The 20,466-nt window shown below is 73.0% G+C and carries 19 protein-coding genes; 11 read left to right on the top strand and 8 right to left on the bottom strand.

Annotated features, from left to right (window positions below):
- Positions 1 to 18 precede the first annotated feature (18 nt).
- The 9 genes from CXH06_RS02350 to CXH06_RS02310 all read left to right on the top strand — a co-directional run bounded on the left by CXH06_RS02350 (position 19) and on the right by CXH06_RS02310 (position 12,009).
- Positions 19 to 1,617 (top strand): methyltransferase, encoded by a 1,599-nt coding sequence (locus CXH06_RS02350; RefSeq protein WP_114853556.1) that lies wholly within the window; start codon positions 19 to 21, stop codon positions 1,615 to 1,617.
- Positions 1,614 to 2,564 (top strand): phosphatase PAP2 family protein, encoded by a 951-nt coding sequence (locus tag CXH06_RS02345; RefSeq protein WP_114853555.1) that lies wholly within the window; start codon positions 1,614 to 1,616, stop codon positions 2,562 to 2,564. Before CXH06_RS02350 ends, CXH06_RS02345 begins: the two co-directional genes overlap by 4 nt.
- 96 nt (positions 2,565 to 2,660) lie before the next feature.
- On the top strand, positions 2,661 to 5,381 hold the full coding sequence (topA, locus tag CXH06_RS02340) for a type I DNA topoisomerase (protein WP_114853554.1): 2,721 nt from the start codon (positions 2,661 to 2,663) through the stop codon (positions 5,379 to 5,381).
- A 210-nt stretch (positions 5,382 to 5,591) separates the two neighbouring features.
- Positions 5,592 to 6,938: an ABC transporter substrate-binding protein gene (locus CXH06_RS02335; protein ID WP_114853553.1), complete on the top strand. Its 1,347-nt coding sequence runs from the start codon at positions 5,592 to 5,594 to the stop codon at positions 6,936 to 6,938.
- Positions 6,935 to 8,089, top strand: a complete 1,155-nt coding sequence (locus tag CXH06_RS02330) for a carbohydrate ABC transporter permease (protein ID WP_369832962.1) — start codon at positions 6,935 to 6,937, stop codon at positions 8,087 to 8,089. The genes CXH06_RS02335 and CXH06_RS02330 overlap by 4 nt, the downstream gene beginning before the upstream one ends.
- Complete coding sequence (locus CXH06_RS02325; protein ID WP_114853552.1) at positions 8,086 to 8,940, top strand: carbohydrate ABC transporter permease; 855 nt, start codon at positions 8,086 to 8,088, stop codon at positions 8,938 to 8,940. Before CXH06_RS02330 ends, CXH06_RS02325 begins: the two co-directional genes overlap by 4 nt.
- Positions 8,941 to 9,035: 95 nt before the next feature.
- Positions 9,036 to 10,112, top strand: coding sequence for a Gfo/Idh/MocA family protein (locus CXH06_RS02320; protein WP_114853551.1), 1,077 nt, complete (start codon positions 9,036 to 9,038; stop codon positions 10,110 to 10,112).
- Positions 10,109 to 10,840: a dTMP kinase gene (tmk, locus tag CXH06_RS02315; protein WP_114853550.1), complete on the top strand. Its 732-nt coding sequence runs from the start codon at positions 10,109 to 10,111 to the stop codon at positions 10,838 to 10,840. The genes CXH06_RS02320 and tmk overlap by 4 nt, the downstream gene beginning before the upstream one ends.
- Entirely contained in the window at positions 10,837 to 12,009 is a 1,173-nt protein-coding gene (locus CXH06_RS02310; protein ID WP_114853549.1) for a DNA polymerase III subunit delta', read from the top strand. The genes tmk and CXH06_RS02310 overlap by 4 nt, the downstream gene beginning before the upstream one ends.
- A gap of 118 nt (positions 12,010 to 12,127) precedes the next feature.
- Here CXH06_RS02310 and CXH06_RS02305 read toward each other — a convergent pair whose 3' ends face one another.
- The 4 genes from CXH06_RS02305 to nth form a co-directional block, all read right to left on the bottom strand.
- Entirely contained in the window at positions 12,128 to 13,060 is a 933-nt protein-coding gene (locus CXH06_RS02305; RefSeq protein WP_114853548.1) for a DUF3027 domain-containing protein, read from the bottom strand.
- Positions 13,061 to 13,064: 4 nt separating this feature from the next.
- The gene (locus CXH06_RS02300) at positions 13,065 to 13,451 is read right to left on the bottom strand and encodes a cold-shock protein (RefSeq protein ID WP_114853547.1); all 387 of its coding nucleotides are present in this window, start codon (positions 13,449 to 13,451) and stop codon (positions 13,065 to 13,067) included.
- A 195-nt stretch (positions 13,452 to 13,646) separates the two neighbouring features.
- A complete protein-coding gene (locus tag CXH06_RS02295; RefSeq protein WP_114853546.1) occupies positions 13,647 to 14,330 on the bottom strand; it encodes a CoA pyrophosphatase in 684 nt (227 codons plus the stop codon).
- Positions 14,327 to 15,019, bottom strand: coding sequence for an endonuclease III (gene nth, locus CXH06_RS02290; RefSeq protein WP_114853545.1), 693 nt, complete (start codon positions 15,017 to 15,019; stop codon positions 14,327 to 14,329). The genes CXH06_RS02295 and nth overlap by 4 nt, the downstream gene beginning before the upstream one ends.
- 157 nt (positions 15,020 to 15,176) lie before the next feature.
- Between nth and CXH06_RS02285 the strand changes: the two genes are divergently transcribed.
- The gene (locus CXH06_RS02285) at positions 15,177 to 15,854 is read left to right on the top strand and encodes a Crp/Fnr family transcriptional regulator (protein ID WP_114853544.1); all 678 of its coding nucleotides are present in this window, start codon (positions 15,177 to 15,179) and stop codon (positions 15,852 to 15,854) included.
- Positions 15,855 to 15,944: 90 nt separating this feature from the next.
- Here CXH06_RS02285 and CXH06_RS02280 read toward each other — a convergent pair whose 3' ends face one another.
- Genes CXH06_RS02280 through CXH06_RS02265 form a run of 4 tightly spaced genes read right to left on the bottom strand, consistent with a single transcriptional unit; the run spans position 15,945 to position 17,810 of the window.
- Positions 15,945 to 16,772 carry an MBL fold metallo-hydrolase gene (locus CXH06_RS02280; protein ID WP_114853543.1) on the bottom strand — a complete coding sequence of 276 codons (828 nt, stop codon included), beginning with the start codon at positions 16,770 to 16,772 and terminating at the stop codon, positions 15,945 to 15,947.
- Between the two features lie 10 nt (positions 16,773 to 16,782).
- Positions 16,783 to 17,313 carry a RidA family protein gene (locus CXH06_RS02275; RefSeq protein WP_114853542.1) on the bottom strand — a complete coding sequence of 177 codons (531 nt, stop codon included), beginning with the start codon at positions 17,311 to 17,313 and terminating at the stop codon, positions 16,783 to 16,785.
- A 3-nt stretch (positions 17,314 to 17,316) separates the two neighbouring features.
- Positions 17,317 to 17,487 (bottom strand): DUF4177 domain-containing protein, encoded by a 171-nt coding sequence (locus CXH06_RS02270; RefSeq protein WP_114853541.1) that lies wholly within the window; start codon positions 17,485 to 17,487, stop codon positions 17,317 to 17,319.
- Positions 17,484 to 17,810, bottom strand: coding sequence for a WhiB family transcriptional regulator (locus tag CXH06_RS02265; protein ID WP_114853540.1), 327 nt, complete (start codon positions 17,808 to 17,810; stop codon positions 17,484 to 17,486). Before CXH06_RS02265 ends, CXH06_RS02270 begins: the two co-directional genes overlap by 4 nt.
- 253 nt (positions 17,811 to 18,063) lie before the next feature.
- Between CXH06_RS02265 and CXH06_RS02260 the strand changes: the two genes are divergently transcribed.
- Positions 18,064 to 20,466, top strand: coding sequence for a penicillin-binding protein (locus CXH06_RS02260; RefSeq protein ID WP_114853814.1), 2,403 nt, complete (start codon positions 18,064 to 18,066; stop codon positions 20,464 to 20,466).

The following is a 20,466-nucleotide window of genomic DNA, read 5'->3' as shown; positions in this document are numbered from 1 at the left end:
TGGGGCACAATCGTAGCCATGAGGACCGACTCTCCCCCGGCGCCGCCGCGCCTCGCCCCCGAGGAGGTCGCGGCCCTGCGCACGGACCTCGCGGCCGCCCCCTACACGGCCGAGCGCACCGAGGAGCTGCTGGGCCCGGTGCCGCTGGCCGCGCTCCGCCGCGAGGACCCGGTCCCCGCCCGTCGCGTCCTGCACGGGAGCGACGACCCGGCCGCGGTGCTCTTCACGCTGTTCGCCCTCGGGGGCGTCGTGCCGCGCTCCCGGGTCGGGACCGCCCTGCCCGCCCTCGGCGTCGACGGCGCGCTCCGGACGGGCCTCGTCGGCCCCGCCGCGGACCCCGGCCCCCGCGGGCTCGACGATCACGTCCCCGACGACCCGGACACCCCGCTGCGCGCGCTGGTGGACCTCACCCCGTATGCCGCGCGGGACGACGCCGGAGAGATCTCCTGGTGGATCGCCTCGGACCTCTCGGAGCTCGCCACCGGGCGCGCCCTGCACGGCGAGCACGTGCTCGGCGTGGGCGGCGCCTCGCTGACCCTGGCCCGGATCGCGCCGCGGGAGCGGGTGGGGCGCGTGCTGGACCTCGGCTGCGGCAGCGGGATCCAGGCCCTGCACGCCGCTCGGCACGCCGAGCACGTGGTGGCCACCGACCTCTCGGAGCGCGCGCTGGCCTTCGCCGCGCTCAACGCCGCGCTCAACGACGTGGAGATCGAGCTGCGCCGCGGTTCGCTGCTGGAGCCGGTCGCCGGGGAGCGCTTCGACCTGATCGTCTCCAACCCGCCCTTCGTCATCACCCCGCGCGGCGCGGAGGACGACGGGACCCGCTGGACCTATCGCGACGGCGGCCGTGCCGGGGACACCCTGCTGGCCGAGCTGCTGCGCACGCTGCCCGGCCATCTGGCCCCCGGAGGGCGCGCCGTGCTGCTGGGCAACTGGGAGATCGGCGAGGAGGAGCCGTGGGACGCGCATCCCCGCGCCTGGCTCGAGGACGCGCGAGCCGACGGCGTGGACGCCTGGGTGATCCAGCGCGAGCAGGAGGATCCCGCGCAGTACGCGGAGACCTGGGCCCGCGACGGCGGCCTCACCGACCGCGACCCGGGCTGGGCGGGCCTGCTGGGCGCCTGGCTCGACGACTTCGCGGCCCGCGGGGTCGCCGCGATCGGCTTCGGCTACCTGCTGCTGCGCCGCCCCGCCGACGGGGCCGGCGAGCGCGCGGGGGTGCTGCGCACCGAGCGGATCGCGGGCACCGGCAGCGGGTCCCTCGCCGAGCACCTCGGCGCCGGGATGCTCGCCCTGGACCGCCTCGCCGCGCTGGACGACACGGCCCTGGCCGGCACCCGTCCCGTGCGCGCCGCGGACGTCGTCGAGCGGCGGCACCTCACCCCGGGGCAGTGGGACCCGATGCTCATCGAGCTCGTGCAGGGCGCCGGCTTCGCGCGTGCCGTGCCGGCGGACCAGCTGCTGGCCGCGACCGTCGGGGCGCTGGACGGGACCCTCACCCTCGGCCAGGTCCTCGCCGCGGTCTGCGCGCTCACCGACGCCGACGAGGACGAGGCCCGCGAGCGGCTGCTGCCCGCGGTGCGCGACCTGGTGATCACGCAGATGGTGACGCTGTGAGCGCCGAGGGCGCCGGCGGCGGGCGGCTCCGGCCCCTGCTGGCCCTGCTCGCCGCCGCCGTCTGCGCCGCGGCGGTCGTGCTGCTGGCCCGGACCGCGGTGGGCACCGCGAGCGGGCAGCGGCTGGACCAGCTCACGCTCTCCGGCGCGCAGGCCCATGACGGCCCGCTCTCGCAGTACGCCGAGCTGGCGGTCGAGACCGTCAGCATGCCGGTGATCGGGGCTCTCCTCGCCGCCACCGTGCTGCTGGTGCTGCTCCGGCGGCGCACGGCCCTGCTGCTGCCGCTGTCCGTCCTGATCCTCGGCGCGAACCTCACCACCCAGCTGATCAAGCACGTGCTGGTCGACCGGGAGGCGCTGGGGCCGGGGATCGAGATCACCCCGAACTCCTTCCCCTCCGGGCACACCACCCTCGCCGCGACCGCGATGGTCGCGCTGGTGCTGGCCTCCGGCCGCGCCCGGGTGGTGCTCGCCCCGCTGGGTGCGCTGTGGACCGCCGCGGCCGGGATCGGCACCCTCGTGGTGGGCTGGCATCGTCCCAGCGACGTCGTCGGCGGTCTCCTCGTCGTGGCCGGCTGGACCTTCCTGGTGCTGGCGGTGCAGGGGGTCGCCGCCCGGCGCCGTCTCGTCCGCGCCGCGCGGCGTCCCGACCACGGGCGCCGGCGCCGCGGCGGCGGCCCGGGGGTGGGCGCGGCCTCGTCGCCGCCGGCCGAGATCGCGACGGCCGCGGTGCTCGCGCTCGCCGGGGCGGCGGGGCTCGCGATCGGCGCGCTCGGCATCGCGAACCTGCCGCGCCCGCTGGACCTCGAGGACGCCGCCGCGCAGCTCGACGCCTTCGCGGCCACGGCCGCGGTGATCGCCGGCTGCGCGGCCGCCTGGATGTCCCTGGTGCTCCTGCTGCGCCCGCCGATCTCACACCGGGGCCGTCCCGGCGACCGTGTACCGTGAGCAGTCGCCGAGCGCCGAGGGTGCGAACGGTGCACCCCGGCCAGCGGCCACCGCGAACGGGCCGCGACGTGACGCGGCGAGGAAGGACACTGCAACGTGACTGGCGGACGGCATCTGGTGATCGTCGAGTCCCCGGCGAAGGCGCGGACCATCGGGCGATACCTGGGCGATGAGTACGACGTGAAGGCCTCGGTGGGGCACATCCGGGACATCCCGGTGCCCCGCGACCTCCCCGCGGAGATGAAGAAGGGGCCGTACGGCAAGTTCGGCGTCGACGTCGAGAACGACTTCGACCCGTACTACATCGTCTCCCCCGACAAGAAGAAGACGGTCGCGGACCTCAAGAAGTCCCTCAAGGACGCCGACACCCTCTACCTCGCCACCGATGAGGACCGCGAGGGAGAGGCCATCGCCTGGCATCTGCTGGAGACCCTCAAGCCCAAGAAGAGCCTCCCGGTCAAGCGCATGGTCTTCCACGAGATCACCCGGGACGCGATCCTCGGGGCGCTCGAGAACACCCGCGAGATCGACACCGACCTGGTCGACGCCCAGGAGACCCGCCGCATCCTGGACCGCCTGGTGGGCTTCGAGCTCTCCCCGGTGCTGTGGCGCAAGATCAAGCCGTCCCTCTCCGCAGGGCGCGTGCAGTCCGTCGCCACCCGGCTGGTGGTCGAGCGCGAGCGCGAGCGGATGGCCTTCGTCGCCGCCGACTACTGGGACGTGACCGGCACCTTCGCCGCTGACGGCGGGCAGTTCACCGCGAAGATCGCGACCGTGGACGGCGCGCGCGTCGCCACCGGCAGCGACTTCGCCGACGACGGCTCCCTGAAGCCGAAGGCCGCCGAGGCGACCGTGCTCACCGAGGAGTCGACCCGGGTCCTGGTCGAGGCGCTGACCGACGCCCCGGCGCGCGTGACCGCGCTGGACTCCAAGCCCTACACGCGCCGCCCGGCCGCGCCCTTCACCACCTCCTCGCTGCAGCAGGAGGCCTCGCGCAAGCTCCGCCTCGGCGCCCGCCAGGCGATGCGGGTGGCGCAGTCGCTGTACGAGAACGGCTACATCACCTACATGCGCACCGACTCGGTGACGCTCTCCGGCGAGGCGATCCGGGCCTCCCGCGCCCAGGCCGCGGAGCTGTACGGCGCGCAGTACGTGCCGGACAAGCCCCGCCACTACCAGAACAAGTCGCAGGCCGCGCAGGAGGCGCACGAGGCGATCCGGCCCGCGGGTGATCACTTCCGCACCCCCGCCGAGGTCGCCGGGCAGCTCTCCGGGGACGAGTTCCGCCTCTACGAGCTGATCTGGAAGCGCACCGTCGCCTCGCAGATGGCCGACGCCAAGGGCACGACCTCGACGGTCGAGCTGCTGCTGGAGCGCGAGGGCCGCCGCGCCACCTTCCGCGCCGCCGGCACCGTGATCACCTTCCGCGGCTTCCTCGCCGCCTACGAGGAGGGGCGCGACGCCTCCCGCTACGGCAACGACGAGACCGGGGACAAGCGCCTGCCGCAGATGGAGGAGGGGCAGGAGCTGGCCACCCGCGAGCTGACGCCCGACGGCCACTCCACCACCCCGCCCCCGCGCTTCACCGAGGCCTCGCTGGTGCGTGCCCTCGAGGAGCGCGGCATCGGCCGACCCTCGACCTACGCCTCGACCGTCGCCACCGTCCAGGACCGCGGCTACGTGCTGCGCCGCGGCACCGCGCTGGTGCCCAGCTGGACCGCCTTCGCGGTGGTGCGGCTGCTGGAGGAGCACTTCGGCGCCTTCATCGACTACGACTTCACGGCCCAGATGGAGCAGCAGCTGGACCGCATGGCCCAGGGCGAACTGGGGCGCGCGGACTACCTGCGCAACTTCTACCTCTCCGACGGGACCGACGGCCCCATCGGCCTCAAGCCCATGGTCGACGACCTCGGCGACATCGATGCCCGGGCGATCAACAGCATCGAGATCGGCGACGGCATCACCCTGCGCGTGGGCCGCTACGGCGCCTACATCGAGCGCCTGGCGCGGGACGAGAACGGCGAGCTCGTCGAGGGGGGCACCCCGCAGCGCGCCCCCGTCAACGACGAGATCGCCCCGGACGAGCTGACCGTCGAGATCGGCGAGCAGCTCCTGGAGCGGGCCAAGGACGACGGCCGCGTGCTGGGCACCGATCCGGAGACCGGGCACGAGATCATCGCCAAGGACGGCCGCTTCGGCCCCTACGTCACCGAGGTCCTCCCGGAGCCGGAGGAGACCGGCGGCAAGAAGGTCCCCAAGTCCAAGCAGCCCAAGCCGCGCACCGGCTCGCTGCTGGCGTCGATGGACCTGTCCACCGTGACCCTCGAGGACGCGCTGAAGGTGCTGCACCTGCCGCGCGTGGTCGGAACCACCGAGGACGGCACCGAGATCACCGCCCAGAACGGCCGCTACGGCCCGTACCTCAAGAAGGGCACGGACTCCCGCTCCCTGGAGTCCGAGGAGCAGATCTTCTCGATCACCCTCGAGCAGGCCCTGGCGATCTACGCCCAGCCCAAGACGCGCGGACGGGCCGCCGCCAAGCCCCCGCTCAAGGAGCTCGGCACCGACCCCACCAGCGAGAAGCCGATCGTCATCAAGGACGGCCGTTTCGGCCCGTACATCACCGACGGAACCACCAACGTCTCGCTGCGCTCGACGGAGAAGGTCGAGGAGATCACCGAGAAGGTCGCGATCGAGAAGCTCGCGGAGAAGCGCGCCAAGGGGCCGGCCAAGAAGCCCGCCGCGAAGCGCACCACCACGCGCAAGAAGGCCCCGGCGAAGAAGGCTCCCGCGAAGAAGGCTTCCGCGAAGGAGTGACCGGCGGCGCACGGCGCCGCACCGGGTCCCGCTGAGGGCCGAGGACGGGCACGGACCGAACGGTCCGTGCCCGTCCTCGTGCGCGCTCCGGACCCCGTCGACGCGCCGACGCCCCGATCGGGCGCGCCGCGGGACCCGATCCGTCGCGCCGCGCTGGACACGGGGCATACTGTGACCAGGAGCACATCGGTGACCCACGAAGGAGTGATCATGGAGCGACGCCCCCGCCGGCGCGCGGTCCTGTCCACAGCCGCGGCGACCGCCGCGCTCGGGATGACCGGATGCCTGCAGAATCCCGACCCCGACGGCGGCACGGGGGGTGCGGCGACCGAGCGGTACACCCCGGGGGACACCCCCGGCACGGGCACCGTGACGATCCTCGGACAGTTCGGCGGTCAGGAGCAGGAGGGCTTCGAGGCCTCCCTCGCCGCCTTCGAGGAGGACACGGGCATCACGATCCAGTACACCGCGGACACCGACTTCCCCAACACCATCCAGCAGCGAGCCGGCGCCGGCGACGCCCCGGACATCGCCCTGTTCCCGCAGCCCGGCGGCATGTTCGACCTGGCCGCGAAGGGGATGGTGGTCCCCATCGACGTCTACCTCGACTACGACCAGCTGGCCTCCACCCTGATCCCCGGCTTCCTGGACTCCGCCCGCTACCAGGGCCGCGTCTACGGCGCGCCGATGCGGATGGCCTGCAAGTCCCTGATCTGGTACCCGCGCCGCGCCTACGAGGAGGCCGGATACGCGACCGACCCGGCCACCATGCAGGAGCTCTACGAGATCACCGACCGGATCAGGGCCGACGGCATCGCGCCGTGGTCCGACGGCTGGGCCGCCGACCAGGCGACCGGATGGGTGGGCACCGACTGGATCGAGGAGTTCATGCTGCGGGTCCACGGCCCGGTCGTCTACGACGACTGGGTCAAGCACCGGATCCCCTTCAACGCCCCCGAGGTGATCGAGGTCTTCGATCTCGTCGGCGACCTGCTCAAGGGCGAGGGCAACGTGCTGGGCGGCACCACCTCGATCATCAACACCCCGTTCTCCGAGGCGCCGCTGGCCCAGTTCACCGACCCGCCCCAGGCGATGCTGGTGCGGCAGGGCAACTTCGTCACCGGCTTCTACCCCGAGGACATCCAGGCGAACATGGACGAGGAGATCGGGGTGTACGCGATGCCCACCTGGGAGGGCGGCTTCGACGGCCAGCCGATCCTGGGCGGCGGGGACCTCGCCGCCCTGTTCCGCCTCAACGACGACACCGTGGCGGTGATGGACTTCCTCAGCTCCGACGCCTTCGGCGGCGAGTGGGCCGGGGCGGGCGGCTGGCTGAGCCCCCACCGCACCTTCGACCTCACCCGGTACTCCGACGAGATCACCCGACAGGTCGCCGAGATCGCCTCCGGCGCGCAGGTCTTCCGCTACGACGGCTCGGACCTCATGCCCACCTCCGTGGGCGGCGGCTCCTTCTGGACCGGCATGGTCCAGTGGCTGCAGGACGAGAAGACCGCCCAGCAGGTGTGCGACGAGATCGAGGCGGGGTGGCCCGAGTGACCACCGGGACGCTCTCCGGGAAGGGAGCGGCCCCGGCCGCCCCGCGCACGCGCGGCAGCTCCCCGGCCCGTCCGCTGCAGGTGCTGATCGGCGCGGTCGGCATGGTGGTCACGGCGTGGCTGGTGTGCAACGCCTTCCTCGCCTGCGCCTACTACCCGCAGTGGTTCCTGGGCTCGGGGATCCTCATCGGGATCCTCGGCCTGGTGGTCGGCATCGGCGGCTCGATCGTGTTCTTCACCTTCGTGAACCTGTGCATCGAGGGCTTCCCCGCGCGGCTGTCGGAGGGGCTCATCCCCTACGCCTTCCTGCTGCCCGGCTTCAGCCTCATCGGCATCTTCCTGCTCTACCCCACGGTCCAGACGGTCGTGTACTCCTTCGCGAACGACGACTCCACGGACTGGGTGGGACTGGACAACTACGCGGCGATCTTCTCCAGCTCCGCCTTCTGGTCGGCGATGCTCAACAACCTGCTGTGGATCCTCGTGGTCCCGGTGGTCACCGTGTCCTTCGGCCTGGCCGTCGCGGTGCTCGCGGACAAGCTCTCGGCGGGCGGTGAGCGGGCGGCGAAGTCGATGATCTTCCTGCCGATGGCCATCAGCTTCGTGGGGGCCGCGACCATCTGGGGACTGGTGTACGCCTACGACTCCCCCGGCGACCCGCAGACGGGCCTGCTCAACGCCGTGGTCACCACCCTGGGCATGGATCCGCAGCCGTGGTACCAGATCTCCACCGGACGCCTGAACTCCCTGCTGCTGATGGTGATCCTCATCTGGCTCCAGACGGGCTTCGCGATGGTGCTGCTGAGCTCGGCGATCAAGGCCGTCCCCGAGGACACGGTCGAGGCCGGTCGCATGGACGGCGCGAGCGAGGTGCGGATCTTCTGGCAGATCGTCTTCCCGCAGGTGCGGACCACCCTCGTCGCCGTGCTCATCACCGTGCTGATCCTGGTGCTGAAGGTCTTCGACGTCATCTACGTGACCACCAACGGCCTGTACGACACGGACGTCATCGCGAACCTGTTCTTCCGGAAGCTGTTCACCGACCAGCAGGCCGGTCAGGCCTCCGCCGTGGTGGTCGTGCTCCTGCTGCTGGTGCTGCCGGTGCTCGTCTATCAGGTCAAGAGCTTCAGGAACCAGGAGGCGGGCCGATGACCGGGCGCATGCAGGACGGGCGCAAGCGCTCACCGGCGGCGATGATCGCCATGCCGCTGCTGGCCGTGCTGTGGACGATCCCGACCCTCGGGCTGCTCGTGACCAGCCTGCGCACCCGGGAGGCCGCGGCCACCACCGGCTGGTGGACCGCGCTGTGGGAGGGCGGCTGGACGCTCGGGAACTACGCGACCGTGCTGGGCGATCCCTCCATCGGCGGATCGCTGGTCAACTCGATCGTGGTCGCGGTGCCCGCCACCGTGCTGCCGATCATGTTCGCGGCCTTCGCCGCCTACGCCTTCACCTTCCTCCGCTTCCGCGGCAAGGACGTCCTGTTCATCATGATCGTCGCCGTGATGGTGGTGCCGATCCAGGTCGCCTTCCAGCCGATGCTGGACCTGCTGGGGCCACGGGGCCTGGGGATCAACGGGCAGTTCGTGGCGGTGTGGATGCTGCACACCGGCTTCGGCATGCCGCTGGCGATCTACACGCTGCGCAACTACATGTCGACCCTGCCCTCCTCCGTGGTCGAGAGCGCGAAGATCGACGGCGCCTCGCACTTCCAGACCTTCTGGCGCCTGGTGGCCCCGATGTCCTCCCCCGCGATCGCCGCCTTCGCCACCCTGCAGTTCCTGTGGGTGTGGAACGACCTGCTCATCGCCAAGCTGTTCCTCGGCGGCGGGGAGAACACCACGATCATCGTGAGCCTGCAGCAGATGCTGGGCACCCAGGGTCAGGGCGCGGAGCTGCTCACCGCGGGCGCCTTCATCTCGATGGTCGTGCCGATGCTGGTGTTCTTCGGGCTCCAGCGGTTCCTGGTGCGCGGCATGACCGCCGGCAGTGTCAAGGGGTAGCGGGGAGGCACCCCGGAATTCCGCCCACGGCGGACCGCCCTCCACAGGGGCCCGGGGTCCCTCGCGATGTCGGAGGCGCTCGATAGATTGGACCCATGAACCAGACCGCTGAGACCCGGGACGCCGCAGGGGAGCCGACTCTCACCCTGCCCGCCTCCACCGTCCTCGATCCGGCCGCCGCGCCGGGGCTGCGCTGGGGCGTGATCTCCCCCGGCCACATCGGCGACCAGTTCACGGCCACCGCGCACCGGGCGACCGCCTCCCGCGTGGCCTCCGTCGTCTCCCGTTCCGCGGAGCGGGCCGGGGCCTTCGCCGCCCGGCACGGGATCGAGCGGTCCTTCGACGCCGTCGAGGACATGCTCGCCGCCGGTGGCCTGGACGCCGTGTACATCGCCTCCCCGCACGCCCAGCACCACGCCCTGGCCCGTCCCGTGCTCGAGGCCGGCGTGCCGGTGCTGGTCGAGAAGGCCTTCACCCTGAACTCCGGTCAGGCCCGCGAGCTGCTGGACCTCGCCCAGCGGCGCGGCGTCTTCGCGATGGAGGCGATGTGGGCCCGTTTCCTGCCGCAGTACGACGTGCTGCGTCAGGTGCTCGCGAGCGGGATGCTCGGCGAGATCGTCGAGGTCGCGGCGGACCACGGGCAGTCCTTCCCCGAGGACCCCGCGCACCGCATGTACGCGCCGGAGCTCGGTGGCGGCGCCCTGCTCGACCTCGGCGTCTACCCGCTCTCCTTCGCGCAGATGGTCCTGGGCGATCTCACGGACCTCGCCGTGCGCGGCGATCTGACCTCCACCGGTGTCGATGCGTACGTCGCGCTGCTCGCGCGCGGGGCCGACGGCGGGCGGGCGCGCCTGTCCTCCACCCTGAACGCGCGCACCCCCACCCAGGCGGTGGTCAGCGGCACGGCCGGCTCCGCCCACCTCTCCGGGGCCTTCTTCGCCCCCGGCACCCTCACCGTGACCCTGCTGGACGGCCGCTCGGCCTCCTTCTCCCACCCCGGTGCGCCCGGAGACGGCATGGCCTACGAGATCGCGGAGTCCGCTCGCCGGATCACCGCCGGGGAGCTCGAGTCACCGCTGATGAGCTGGTACGACACCCTCAGCGTGATGTCCACGATGGATGCCGTGCGCGCCGAGCTCGGCGTGGTCTACCCCGGGGAGGAGTCGGCATGAGCCTCCTGGAGACCGCCCGCGCGCTGCGCGTCCCCTCCCCGCGCTCACCCCAGCGCGGTGCCTTCATCTCCTTCGAGGGCGGTGACAGCGCCGGCAAGACCACCCAGATCCGCATGCTGCGGGAGCACCTGGTCACCGAGCGCTCCGTCGCGGAGGACCTCATCCTCACCACCCGCGAGCCGGGCGGCACGGAGCTGGGCCGGCGGCTCCGCGAGCTGCTGCTGCACGGTCAGGAGGTCGAGGCGCGGGCGGAGGCGCTGCTGTACGCCGCCGACCGCGCACACCACGTGGAGACCCTGGTCCGCCCGCATCTCGCCCGTGGCGGCCTGGTGCTCAGCGACCGCTACCTCGACTCCTCCATCGCCTATCAGGGCGCCGGGCGCGATCTGGACCAGGACGACATCGCCTCCCTCTCGCTGTGGGCGGTCGACGGCCTGCTCCCCCATCGCACGATCCTGCTCGACGTCCCGGCGGACACGCTCGACGAGCGCCGGGAGCCCGCCGGCCGGGACCGCCTCGAGCAGGCCGGGCTCGAGTTCCACGGCGCCGTCCGCCAGGAGTTCCTGGACCTCGCCGCGGCGGACCCCGAGCGCTTCACCGTGATCGACGGGACCCTCCCGCGCGAGCAGGTCCACGCCGCGGTGCTCGAGGCCGTCGCGGAGGTGCTGAGCCTGTTCGATCCCACCGCCCCGCGGGCCGCGCCCCCGCGGCACCGGGACGAGGCGTGAGCGCGCCCGCCGCGGGCACGGCCGCCCCCGCCGGCGTCTGGGCCGACGTCGTGGGCCAGGACGCCGCCGTCGCGCAGTTCCGCCGCGCCGCCTCCCCGGAGGGCTCCCTCGCGCAGGCCTGGCTGATCACCGGACCGCCCGGCTCCGGCCGGTCCACCGCGGCGCGGGCCTTCGCCGCCACGCTGCAGTGCGAGCAGGGCACCGGCTGCGGGCGGTGCACGGCGTGCCGCACCACGCTCGCCTCCACCCACCCGGACGTCACCGTGGTCGCGACGGACAAGCTGTCCATCGCGAAGGAGGAGGTGCGCTCGCTGGTGATGACGGCGCAGCGGGCGCCCGCCACCGGGAGGCACCGGGTGCTGATCGTCGAGGACGCGGACCGGATGAGCGCCGGCACCTTCAACGTGCTGCTGAAGTCCATCGAAGAGCCGCCCCCGTCGACCGTCTGGATGCTCTGCGCCCCCTCCGCGGAGGATCTCGCCCCGACCATCCGCTCCCGCTGCCGCCAGGTCACCCTGTCCATCCCCTCCGCCGCGGTGGTCGCCGAGCTGCTGCGGCGCCGCGACGGCGTGGACGAGCAGCTCGCGATCCGGGCGGCGCGCGCCGCCCAGGGGCACATCGGCCTCGCCCTGCGCTATGCGACCCAGGAGGGCGCCCTGGCCGCCCGGGAGGAGTCCGCCCGCACCCTGCTGTCGCTGCGCGGGGCGGGACAGGCGGTGCTCGCCGCCCAGTCGCTCCTCGATCGCGCGACCGCGGAGGCGAAGGAGCACGCGGACCTCGTCGCGGCCGAGGAGAAGGAGCGCTTCCTGCGCTCGGCCGGGATCGAGGACGGGAAGGTCCCGCCCGCGCTGCGCTCGCAGCTGCGCCAGCTGGAGGAGGACGCCAAACGGCGCCAGACCCGCCTGGTGCGCGATGTGCTGGACCGGTACCTGCTGGACGTGCACTCGGTGCTGCGCGACGTGCTCAGCCGCCAGCTGGGCGCGCAGTCCGAGCTCGTGAACGTCGACGTGTCCCGGGAGATCGACGAGGTGGCCGGCGCCGGATCCGCGCACGTCACGCTCGACCTGCTGGAGGCGGTGCAGGAGGCCCGGCGGCGGATCGCCGGGAACGTGCCTCCGCTGCTCGCGATCGAGGCGCTCCTGGCGCGCATCGCCCTGTCCCTGCGCTGACCCGGGCCCGGGTCCGGGCCCGGGCCCGGGCGACAGGCTCGACGCATCGCCGCCCAGCACCCAGCAGCGCCCCGGCTCCGGGACGGAGACGGGGCGCTGAGGACGAGGGCGGGTGCGCTCAGGCGTCGGGGGCGTCGGCCTCCGGGGACGAGGCCTCGGTGTCCTCGGCGGCCGCGGCAGCGCTGCCGTCCGCTGCGGCATCGGTGGCCGCCGCCGCCTCGGCCGCCTCCGCGGGAGCGGCGTCCTGCGTGCCGCCCGCGGGCACGACGTCGACCTCGAGCTCGTCGACCACCACGCCGCTCGCGCGCGGGATCTCGGGCTCGTCGTCCTCCTGGCCGGTCTCCGAATGCGCGCCGCAGCCGAAACCGAGGTGGACGACCTTCCCGTCGGCCGGGGACCACTCGTTGGTGCACACCCCGAACTCCTGGCGCAGGGAGCCGGAGAGCTTCATGAGGAAGCCGCAGCTGGCGCAGGAGGCAGCGACCGTGCCGCGGCGCCCGCGGGTCGAGACCTGGCGCGGACCGAACTCGCCCTCCAGCCAGCGCTCGGCCGCCTCGGAGCGGCCCTCGGGGGAGAGCACGCGGGCACGGCCCAGGCCCAGCTCCCACTGCGCGACGCGATCGGCGTCCTCGTCGTCGGTGGCCTCGTACCCCTGCTCGAGGCGCTCGTCCTGGCCGCGGTAGGGCAGCAGGTCGTCGGCCCCGACGTCCGAGGGCTTCAGCCGCTCCGACCAGGGCTCCCACGCCGGCGCGAGGATCGCGTCCTCGCCGGGCAGGAGCGCGGTCTCGGCGACGGTGGGGACCTTGGCGCGCGGGGCGCGGGCCAGCACCGCCACCCACGACCAGCCGGCGTAGCCGGGCATCGTGCACGCGAAGACGTGGGTGACCAGTCGCTCGCCGGCGATCTCGACGCGCTGGTGCTCACCGACCTGCCCGGGCTCGGTGACCTCGAGCAGGGCCTCGCGGGCGAGATCGACGGCACCGGCCGCGACCGCGTCCAGCTTGGGACGTGCGGTGCGGGGGCGGCGGGCGGCGGCGGTCGATGACGTCATGGGCTCAGGCCTCGAAATTGTCGGCGACGGCACGGAGGACGGTGGAGATCTTCTGGGAGTGCCCGCGGTCGGGGTAGCGCCCCTGGCGGAGGCCGTTGGAGGCGTCGTCGAGCAGACGGATGAGGTCCTCGACCACGTCGGCCATCTCGTCCGGCTTCGGCCGGCGGGCGCGGGTGACCGACGGGGCGGGCTCGAGCATCCGCATCGAGAGCACCTGCGGGCCGCGACGGCCGTCGACCATGTCGAACTCGACCCGGGCGCCGGGACGGAGGGCCGTGACGCCCTCGGGCAGGTTGGTGGCGTGCACGTACACGCTCTGACCATCCTCCTCGTCGAGGAGGAAGCCGAAGCCCTTCTCGGCGTCGTAGAACTTCACCTTGCCGCGTGGCACCTGGATCCCATTCCTTGTCTGCTGATCGTCGGTCTGCTGCTCGGGGTCCCGAGGCGCGCGGAGCGTCCGTGCCGGCCGTTCCGCGTCCACCCCGAGGGGCTGCCGGAGACCGTCCGGCAACGATCCAGTCTATCGTGCGCGGACCGCCGTGGGGGACCTCGCTCGAGCCGGGTGACCCGAGCCACCGGAGCCGGTTCAGCGACGCCGCTCGGCGGGGATCTCCCGCGCCGGCGCGGTGCCGGGGACGGGCTCCAGCCCCAGGCCGGCCAGCACCGTGTCCAGGAGCATCGCGGTGAAGCCCCAGACGAAGGCGTCCCGGGGCAGGGCGAAGACAGGGCCGACCCCCACGCCGTCCAGCAGCCCCCGCGCCCGGTGCGCCGGATCGGTGAGCGAGCCGGGACCGGTCAGCGCGGCCCAGACCACGCGCTCCACCTCGATCGGATCCTGCACGCCCAGCTCCGGCACGGCGGGCGACCAGCTGAGCACCGGGGTCACCCGATGCCCGCGCCAGGGCATCGGGATCGGCGCGAAGGCCCCGAGCACCCGCACCCCGGCGGGATCCAGCCCGGTCTCCTCGTGCGCCTCCCGCAGCGCGGTGTGCACGGCGTCCCGGTCGTCGGGGTCCTGCCCGCCACCGGGCAGGGAGAACTGGCCGGGCTGGGAGCGCAGGGCGTGCCCCCGCTCCTCGAGCACCAGCTGCGCGTCCTCGAGCGCGGTGCCGGCGATGTGGACGAGCACGGCGCTGCGGCGCATCGGATCGGGCGTCGGCGGCGGGTCCCGCGGGTCGGCGTCGCGGGAGAGCAGCACCTCGCCGCGGCGCGCGCGCTCGGCGAGCGGGGCCAGAAAGCGCGGGACGGGGCTCAGCGGATCCGGGCTCATGCGACGCCCGCGCTCGGGCAGAGATCGGCCAGGACGCACTCCGAGCAGCGGGGCGCCCGCGCGGTGCAGACCCGTCGGCCGTGGAGGATGAGCCGGAGCCCCAGCAGCGTGAGGTCCTCCGCGGGTGCGCCCGTGCCGTCGGCCGCCAGGCGCCCGACCACGTCCTGCTCGACCTTCTCCGGCGCGGTCCGCGCGGTCCAGCCCAGTCGGCGGGCCAGCCGGCCCACGTGGGTGTCCACGGCGAGCAGGGAGCGGCCGAACCACACACCGCGCACCACGTGGGCGGTCTTGCGGCCGACGCCCGGCAGCGCCTCGAGCGCGTCCTGATCGTCGGGGACCTCTCCCCCGTGCCGCTCGACCAGGGCCCGGCCCAGGGCGATGAGGCGACGCGCCCGGGTGGCGCCCATCCCGAGCGGTCGCACCACCGCGGTGAGATCTTCCTCATCGGCGGCGGCGAGTGCGGCGGCATCGGGCCAGCGCGCGAAGAGACCAGGGGTGACCTGATTGACGCGCACGTCGGTCGTCTGGGCCGAGAGCACCGTCGCGACCAGCAGTTCCCCGGCGCTGCGATGGTCGAGCTCGGTGCGTGCGCCGGGGTGCTCCTCGGCGAGGCGGAGGGCGACGGCGGCGGCGTCGGCCGGGGGCCCCGGCAGGTCTCGGGCGGGGCTCGACGGGGCCTGCCTCGACATCTGCACAGCTCCTCCTCCGGCGCGTGATGGGCCTCCGGCCCATGATCACGATAGTGTTTGCCCATCATGTGACCGCCACCACCGCTGCTCGTGGCGACGGTCACATCGACTGCACAGCTCGGTCCCGGTCGTCGGGACCCCACCATCAGGAGGTTCCGTGGACGAGAACATCGTACGGTCATCGCCGCTGTTCGCCGCGCTCGACGAGGACGGCAAGCAGGCCGTGCTGGGATCGATGAAGCAGGAGGACTACCACCGCAGCGCGATCATCTTCCGTGAGGGGGATCCGGGTGACCGGCTCTTCATCATCGGCTCGGGCAAGGTCAAGGTCGGCCATGCCTCGGGAGACGGTCGCGAGAACCTGCTGGCGGTGCTCGGCCCCGGGGAGACCCTCGGCGAGCTGTCGCTCTTCGACCCGGCACCGCGCAACGCGACCGCGACCGTGGTCGCGGAGTCGACCCTCTACTCCCTCTCGCAGCAGGACCTCTACCGGGTCCTCGCCCAGCGCCCGGAGGTGGGCCGCCATCTGCTCGCCTCGCTGGCCCGGCGCCTGCGCAAGACCAACGAGTCCCTGGCCGACCTGGTCTTCGCGGACGTCCCCGGCCGCGTGGCCAAGAACGTCCTCGATCTCGCCCAGCGCTTCGGCCGGCAGACCGACGACGGCGTGATGGTCGCCCACGGTCTCACGCAGGAGGAGCTCGCCCAGCTGGTCGGCGCCTCCCGCGAGACGGTGAACAAGGCCCTGGCGGACTTCGCCTCGCGCGGGTGGATTCGTCTGGAGGCCCGCGCCGTGCTCATCGTCGACGTGGAGCGCCTGCGCCGCCGCGCCCGCTGAGCGCACCCCACCGGATCCCCGGCGCCTCCCTCGACGGAAAGGCGCCGGGGATCGGTGCGTTCCGGGCCCGACGAGCCCGGCGCCGATGGCTCAGTGCCCCTCGGCGAGATGGTCGAGGGTGGCGCGCAGGTTCCAGCGGGCGGGCTCCCGCAGCGGCTCGGGCAGGTCCGGGCCGTAGACGGAGCGCAGCAGACGGTCCAGGGTGAGCACCCCGGCGGTGCGTGCCCGGCGCACCTGCTCGATCCGTTCATGGCGATGCGCGATGGCCTGCTCGATCGCCGCGAGGGCGTCCAACGGCGACTCCAGGGCGGGGCCGTGCCCCGGATGGATCGATCCGATCCGACCGTCGATCGCCATCGCCCGCAGGATGGCGAGGGACTGCAGGTAGTCGGTGAGCGATCCGCCGTCCTCGGGCACGATCACGGTCGAGGACCCGCCCAGCAGCGTGTCCCCGCTGAGCAGGCGCCCACCCGCGACCAGCAGCCCCACCGAGTCCGCCGTGTGGCCGGGAAGATGGACGACGTGCGCCACCACCCCGCCGCCACCCATCAGGGCGGCCGGCAGCGGCCGGGAGCCGGGGACGGCGGACTGGTCGGCGGCCCACAGCGGCACCTCGCGACCGCTGCGGGCGGCCAGCTGGCGCGAGAGCGTGGCCGCCCCCGCGGAGTGGTCGGCGTGCCGGTGCGTGACGAGCACGCCGGCGGGGCGTGCGCCATCACCGCTGCGCAGCAGCAGCTCGGCGAGATGCTCGGGATCCTTGGGTCCGGGGTCGACCACCCAGGCCTGCTCCCCGTCCCGCAGCACATAGCTGACGGTCCCGTCCAGGGTCATCGGGCCGGGATTGTCCGCGCGGACGGCGATCAGCTCGACCCGCGGCTCCTCGGGGTCCGTCGGCGGGTCCTGCTCCCTGCCTTCCATGCGCTCGCGCTCAGGCCGACGGCGCGGCGACGCCGTCGCGCTCGATCGCCTCGTCGAGCTCCACGAGCAGATCCAGCTCGACCGGGGCGTCCAGCGGGAGCACGGCCACACCGACGGCGGCCCGGGCGTGGGTGCCGGCGGCGCCGAACACGGCACCCAGCAGCTCGCTGGCCCCGTTGATCACCGCGGGCTGGGCGGTGAAGTGCGCCGCGGAGGCGACGTACCCGGTCACCTTCACCACGCCGGTGACACGATCCAGGTCCCCCACCAGCGCCTCGACCGCCGCGAGGGCGTTGAGGCAGCAGACCGCGGCGAGCTCGGCGGCCCGCTCCGGGGTGACCTCCGCGCCGACCTTGCCGGTGGTCGGCAGCGCGCCGTCGACGAAGGGCAGCTGGCCCGAGGTGTGGACGTGACGCCCGCTCGCGACGGCCGGGACATAGGCGGCGACCGGTGCGGCGACGGCGGGCAGGGACAGGCCCAGCTCCTCGAGCCGGGCACGGATCCGGGCGCTGCGGGCGCCCTCGGCAGCCGCGGCGGGCATCGCTCAGCCCTCCGCGCGGGGGCGCTTGAGGTAGGCGACGAGGTTCTCCGGATTGGGCCCCGGCACCACCTGGACCAGCTCCCAGCCCTCCTCGCCGTAGTTGTCGAGGATCTGCTTGGTCGCGTGGATCAGCAGCGGAACGGTCAGGTACTCCCAGCGGGTGACAGTGCTCATGGGGCGAGCCTACCGGTGGGCGGGTCACCGGCGGACTCCTGCTCGGCGCGCCGCAGCACGGCGGTCCAGTCGCTCACCTCGGGGTTGCGGCGCAGCAGGCGGCGCCGCTCGCGCTCGGTCATCCCGCCCCAGACGCCGAAGTCGACCCGGTTGTCGAGCGCGTCGGCGAGGCATTCGGTGCGCACCGGGCAGGCGCCGCACGCCGATTTCAGCGCGTGCTGCTCCTTCCCCTGCACGAAGAATCCGTCCGGATCCATCGTCGTGCACGCTCCGCGCGTCGCCCAGCTCGAATCGCTCGTGATCTGAGCACCCCCGATGGTCATGCTCGTCCCCTTCCCGTATCCCGAATCGACGTTGACCCGTTCTTCGCACCCACTGTAGAGAGACGACCACCACAGCGCAAAACGCCCGACCCCCGGGTCGGGCGCTCCCGCGGTGTGCTATGGGGTCGACGCGCCGCTCCGCCCGACGCCGCGAGCCGCCCCCACGCGGCGGGCCATGCCTCGGAGCGGTCACGATTCGTCGCGTGCGCCATGTCCGATGGCCTCCGGCGGCGCCTCGCCGTACTGTGTGAACATGGCCCGTACCACGCCCGCTCCCGCGTCCGGACGCTCGCTCCCCGTCGCGCTGGCGCAGACCATCTACCTGCTGCTGGGACTGCTCGCCGTCTCGGCGCTGGCCGGTGTGCTGCTCGCCGCCTTCTTCCTGCCGCTGGTGTCCGCGAGCTCCGCCGTCGCCCGTGACGGCGTCGAGCTGTTCGACTCCTACCCCAGCGAGCTCGAGGTCGAGCCGCTGAACGAGGCCAGCCGCATCGAGGCCGCCGACGGCTCGCTGCTGGCCACGTTCTACACCGAGAACCGCATCATGGTGCCGCTCGAGGAGATCTCCCCGAACATGCAGAACGCGGTGATCGCGGTCGAGGACCGCCGCTTCTACGAGCACGGCGGCATGGACCCCAAGGGCACGGTGCGCGCCTTCGTCTCGAACGCCACCGGCGGCGCCACCCAGGGCGGATCGACCCTCACCCAGCAGTACGTGAAGAACGCCCTGCTGATGGATGCCGTCCAGCGCGGCGACCAGGAGGACATCGCAGAGGCGACCGAGACGACCTACGGGCGCAAGCTGCGCGAGGCGAAGCTCGCGATCTCGCTCGAGAAGAAGTGGACCAAGGACGAGATCCTCAACGGGTACCTCAACGTCGCGCAGTTCGGCCCCTCGCAGTACGGCGTGGAGACCGGGGCACAGCACTACTTCTCCAAGAGTGCGAAGGAGCTGACCCCCGGCGAGGCGGCGCTCCTGGCGGGGATCACCAACGGTCCGAACCAGTACGACCCGGTCGCCCATCCCGAGGCGGGCGAGAAGCGTCGCAACGAGGTCCTGGGGGACATGCTGCGCGAGGACTTCATCACCCAGGAGGAGTACGACGAGTACACCGCCCAGCCCGTCGAGGACATGCTCAAGATCAAGAACGTCCGGGCCGGCTGCGCCGAGGCGGGCGATGACGGCTTCTTCTGCGACTACGTCACGCGGACCCTGCTCAACGACCCGGCCTTCGCCGAGACCTACGACGAGCGGCGCGAGCTGCTCTACGGCGGCGGCCTGACCATCCGCACCACGCTGGACCCGGCGACGCAGGACGCGGCCACCGAGATCCTGCAGCGCCGCGTGCCCGGCGACTCCGAGAGCGGCTTCGGCCACTCGATCGTGACCGTCGAGCCGGGCACCGGCAAGATCCTCACGATGGCGGAGAACCGCACCTTCAATCCGTACTCCGAGGCGGGTCCGGGCGAGACGGCGATCAACTACAACGTGCCCCAGTCCCTCGGCGGCAGCAGCGGCTTCCCCGTCGGCTCGACCTTCAAGCCCTTCGTGCTCCAGGAATGGCTGGAGACCGGGCACACCATCGACGACAAGGTCAGCACCTCGCGCGAGGAGATGAAGACCTTCCCCGCGCAGTGCCTGCACCGCGGCCGCTGGTTCGAGAACCCGGGCTACAACCCGGACAACGCGGTCTCCGTGCAGATCGCCCCCATGGAGTCGGTCCTGAACTCCACGAAGTTCTCGATCAACACCTCCTACGCGAACATGGCCCGCCAGCTCGACCTGTGCAATGTCGCCGAGGGCGCCCGCGACATCGGCGTGGTCCCCGCGACCCACAACCCCTTCGACCCCGCGACCTACTCGGCGCCGATCGAGGAGCTCTACGGCACCGAGCTGGCTCCCTCCGTGGTGGTGCTCGGCGAGCTGCGGATCTCGGCCCTCGACATGGCCAGCGCCTACGCCACCTACGCCGCGGGCGGCACCTACTGCACGCCGCAGGCGATCACCGAGGTGACCGACCGCAACGGCGAGGCGATGGAGATCTCCGGCGCCGCGTGCCACCAGGCGGTCGAGAAGGAGGTCGCCGACACGATGGCGTGGACCCTCCAGCAGGACCTCGAGGACCCCAAGGCCACCGGCAAGGGGAAGGTCATCCCGGGCCACACCGCCGGCGGCAAGACCGGCACCTCCGGCTCGCAGTTCCACACCTGGTACGTGGGCTTCACCCGCCAGATGTCCACCGCGGTGTGGTTCGGCCACCCGCAGGCCAACATCCGCCCCGGCGGGTTCCCGGTCGACGGCGAGGAGCTGACCAGCGGGAAGGTCTGGGGCAACACCGTCTCCCTGCCCACCTGGCAGGAGTACATGACCCGTGTCCACGAGGGGCTGCCCAGCGAGCCCTTCCCGGCCGCGCCCGCCGGCGCCGAGCCCGCCGAGGGCCAGGACGCCGTCCAGAAGGGCACCGTGCCCGACGTCTCCGGCATGGTGCTCAGCGAGGCCCAGGCCGCCCTCGAGGCGGCCGGCTACACGACCTCGGTCGAGCAGGAGAGCTCGGAGGACGTCGGCCAGTGGTACGTCATCGGCACGCAGCCGGGACCGGGGACCGCACTGCCCGAGGGGCAGAGCGTCGTCATCCGCCAGTCCAGCGGCCGGGGCTGA

This window comes from Brachybacterium sp. YJGR34, assembly GCF_003347015.1.
Lineage (GTDB): Bacteria > Actinomycetota > Actinomycetes > Actinomycetales > Dermabacteraceae > Brachybacterium.
This window is presented reverse-complemented; position numbering and strand designations above follow the sequence as displayed.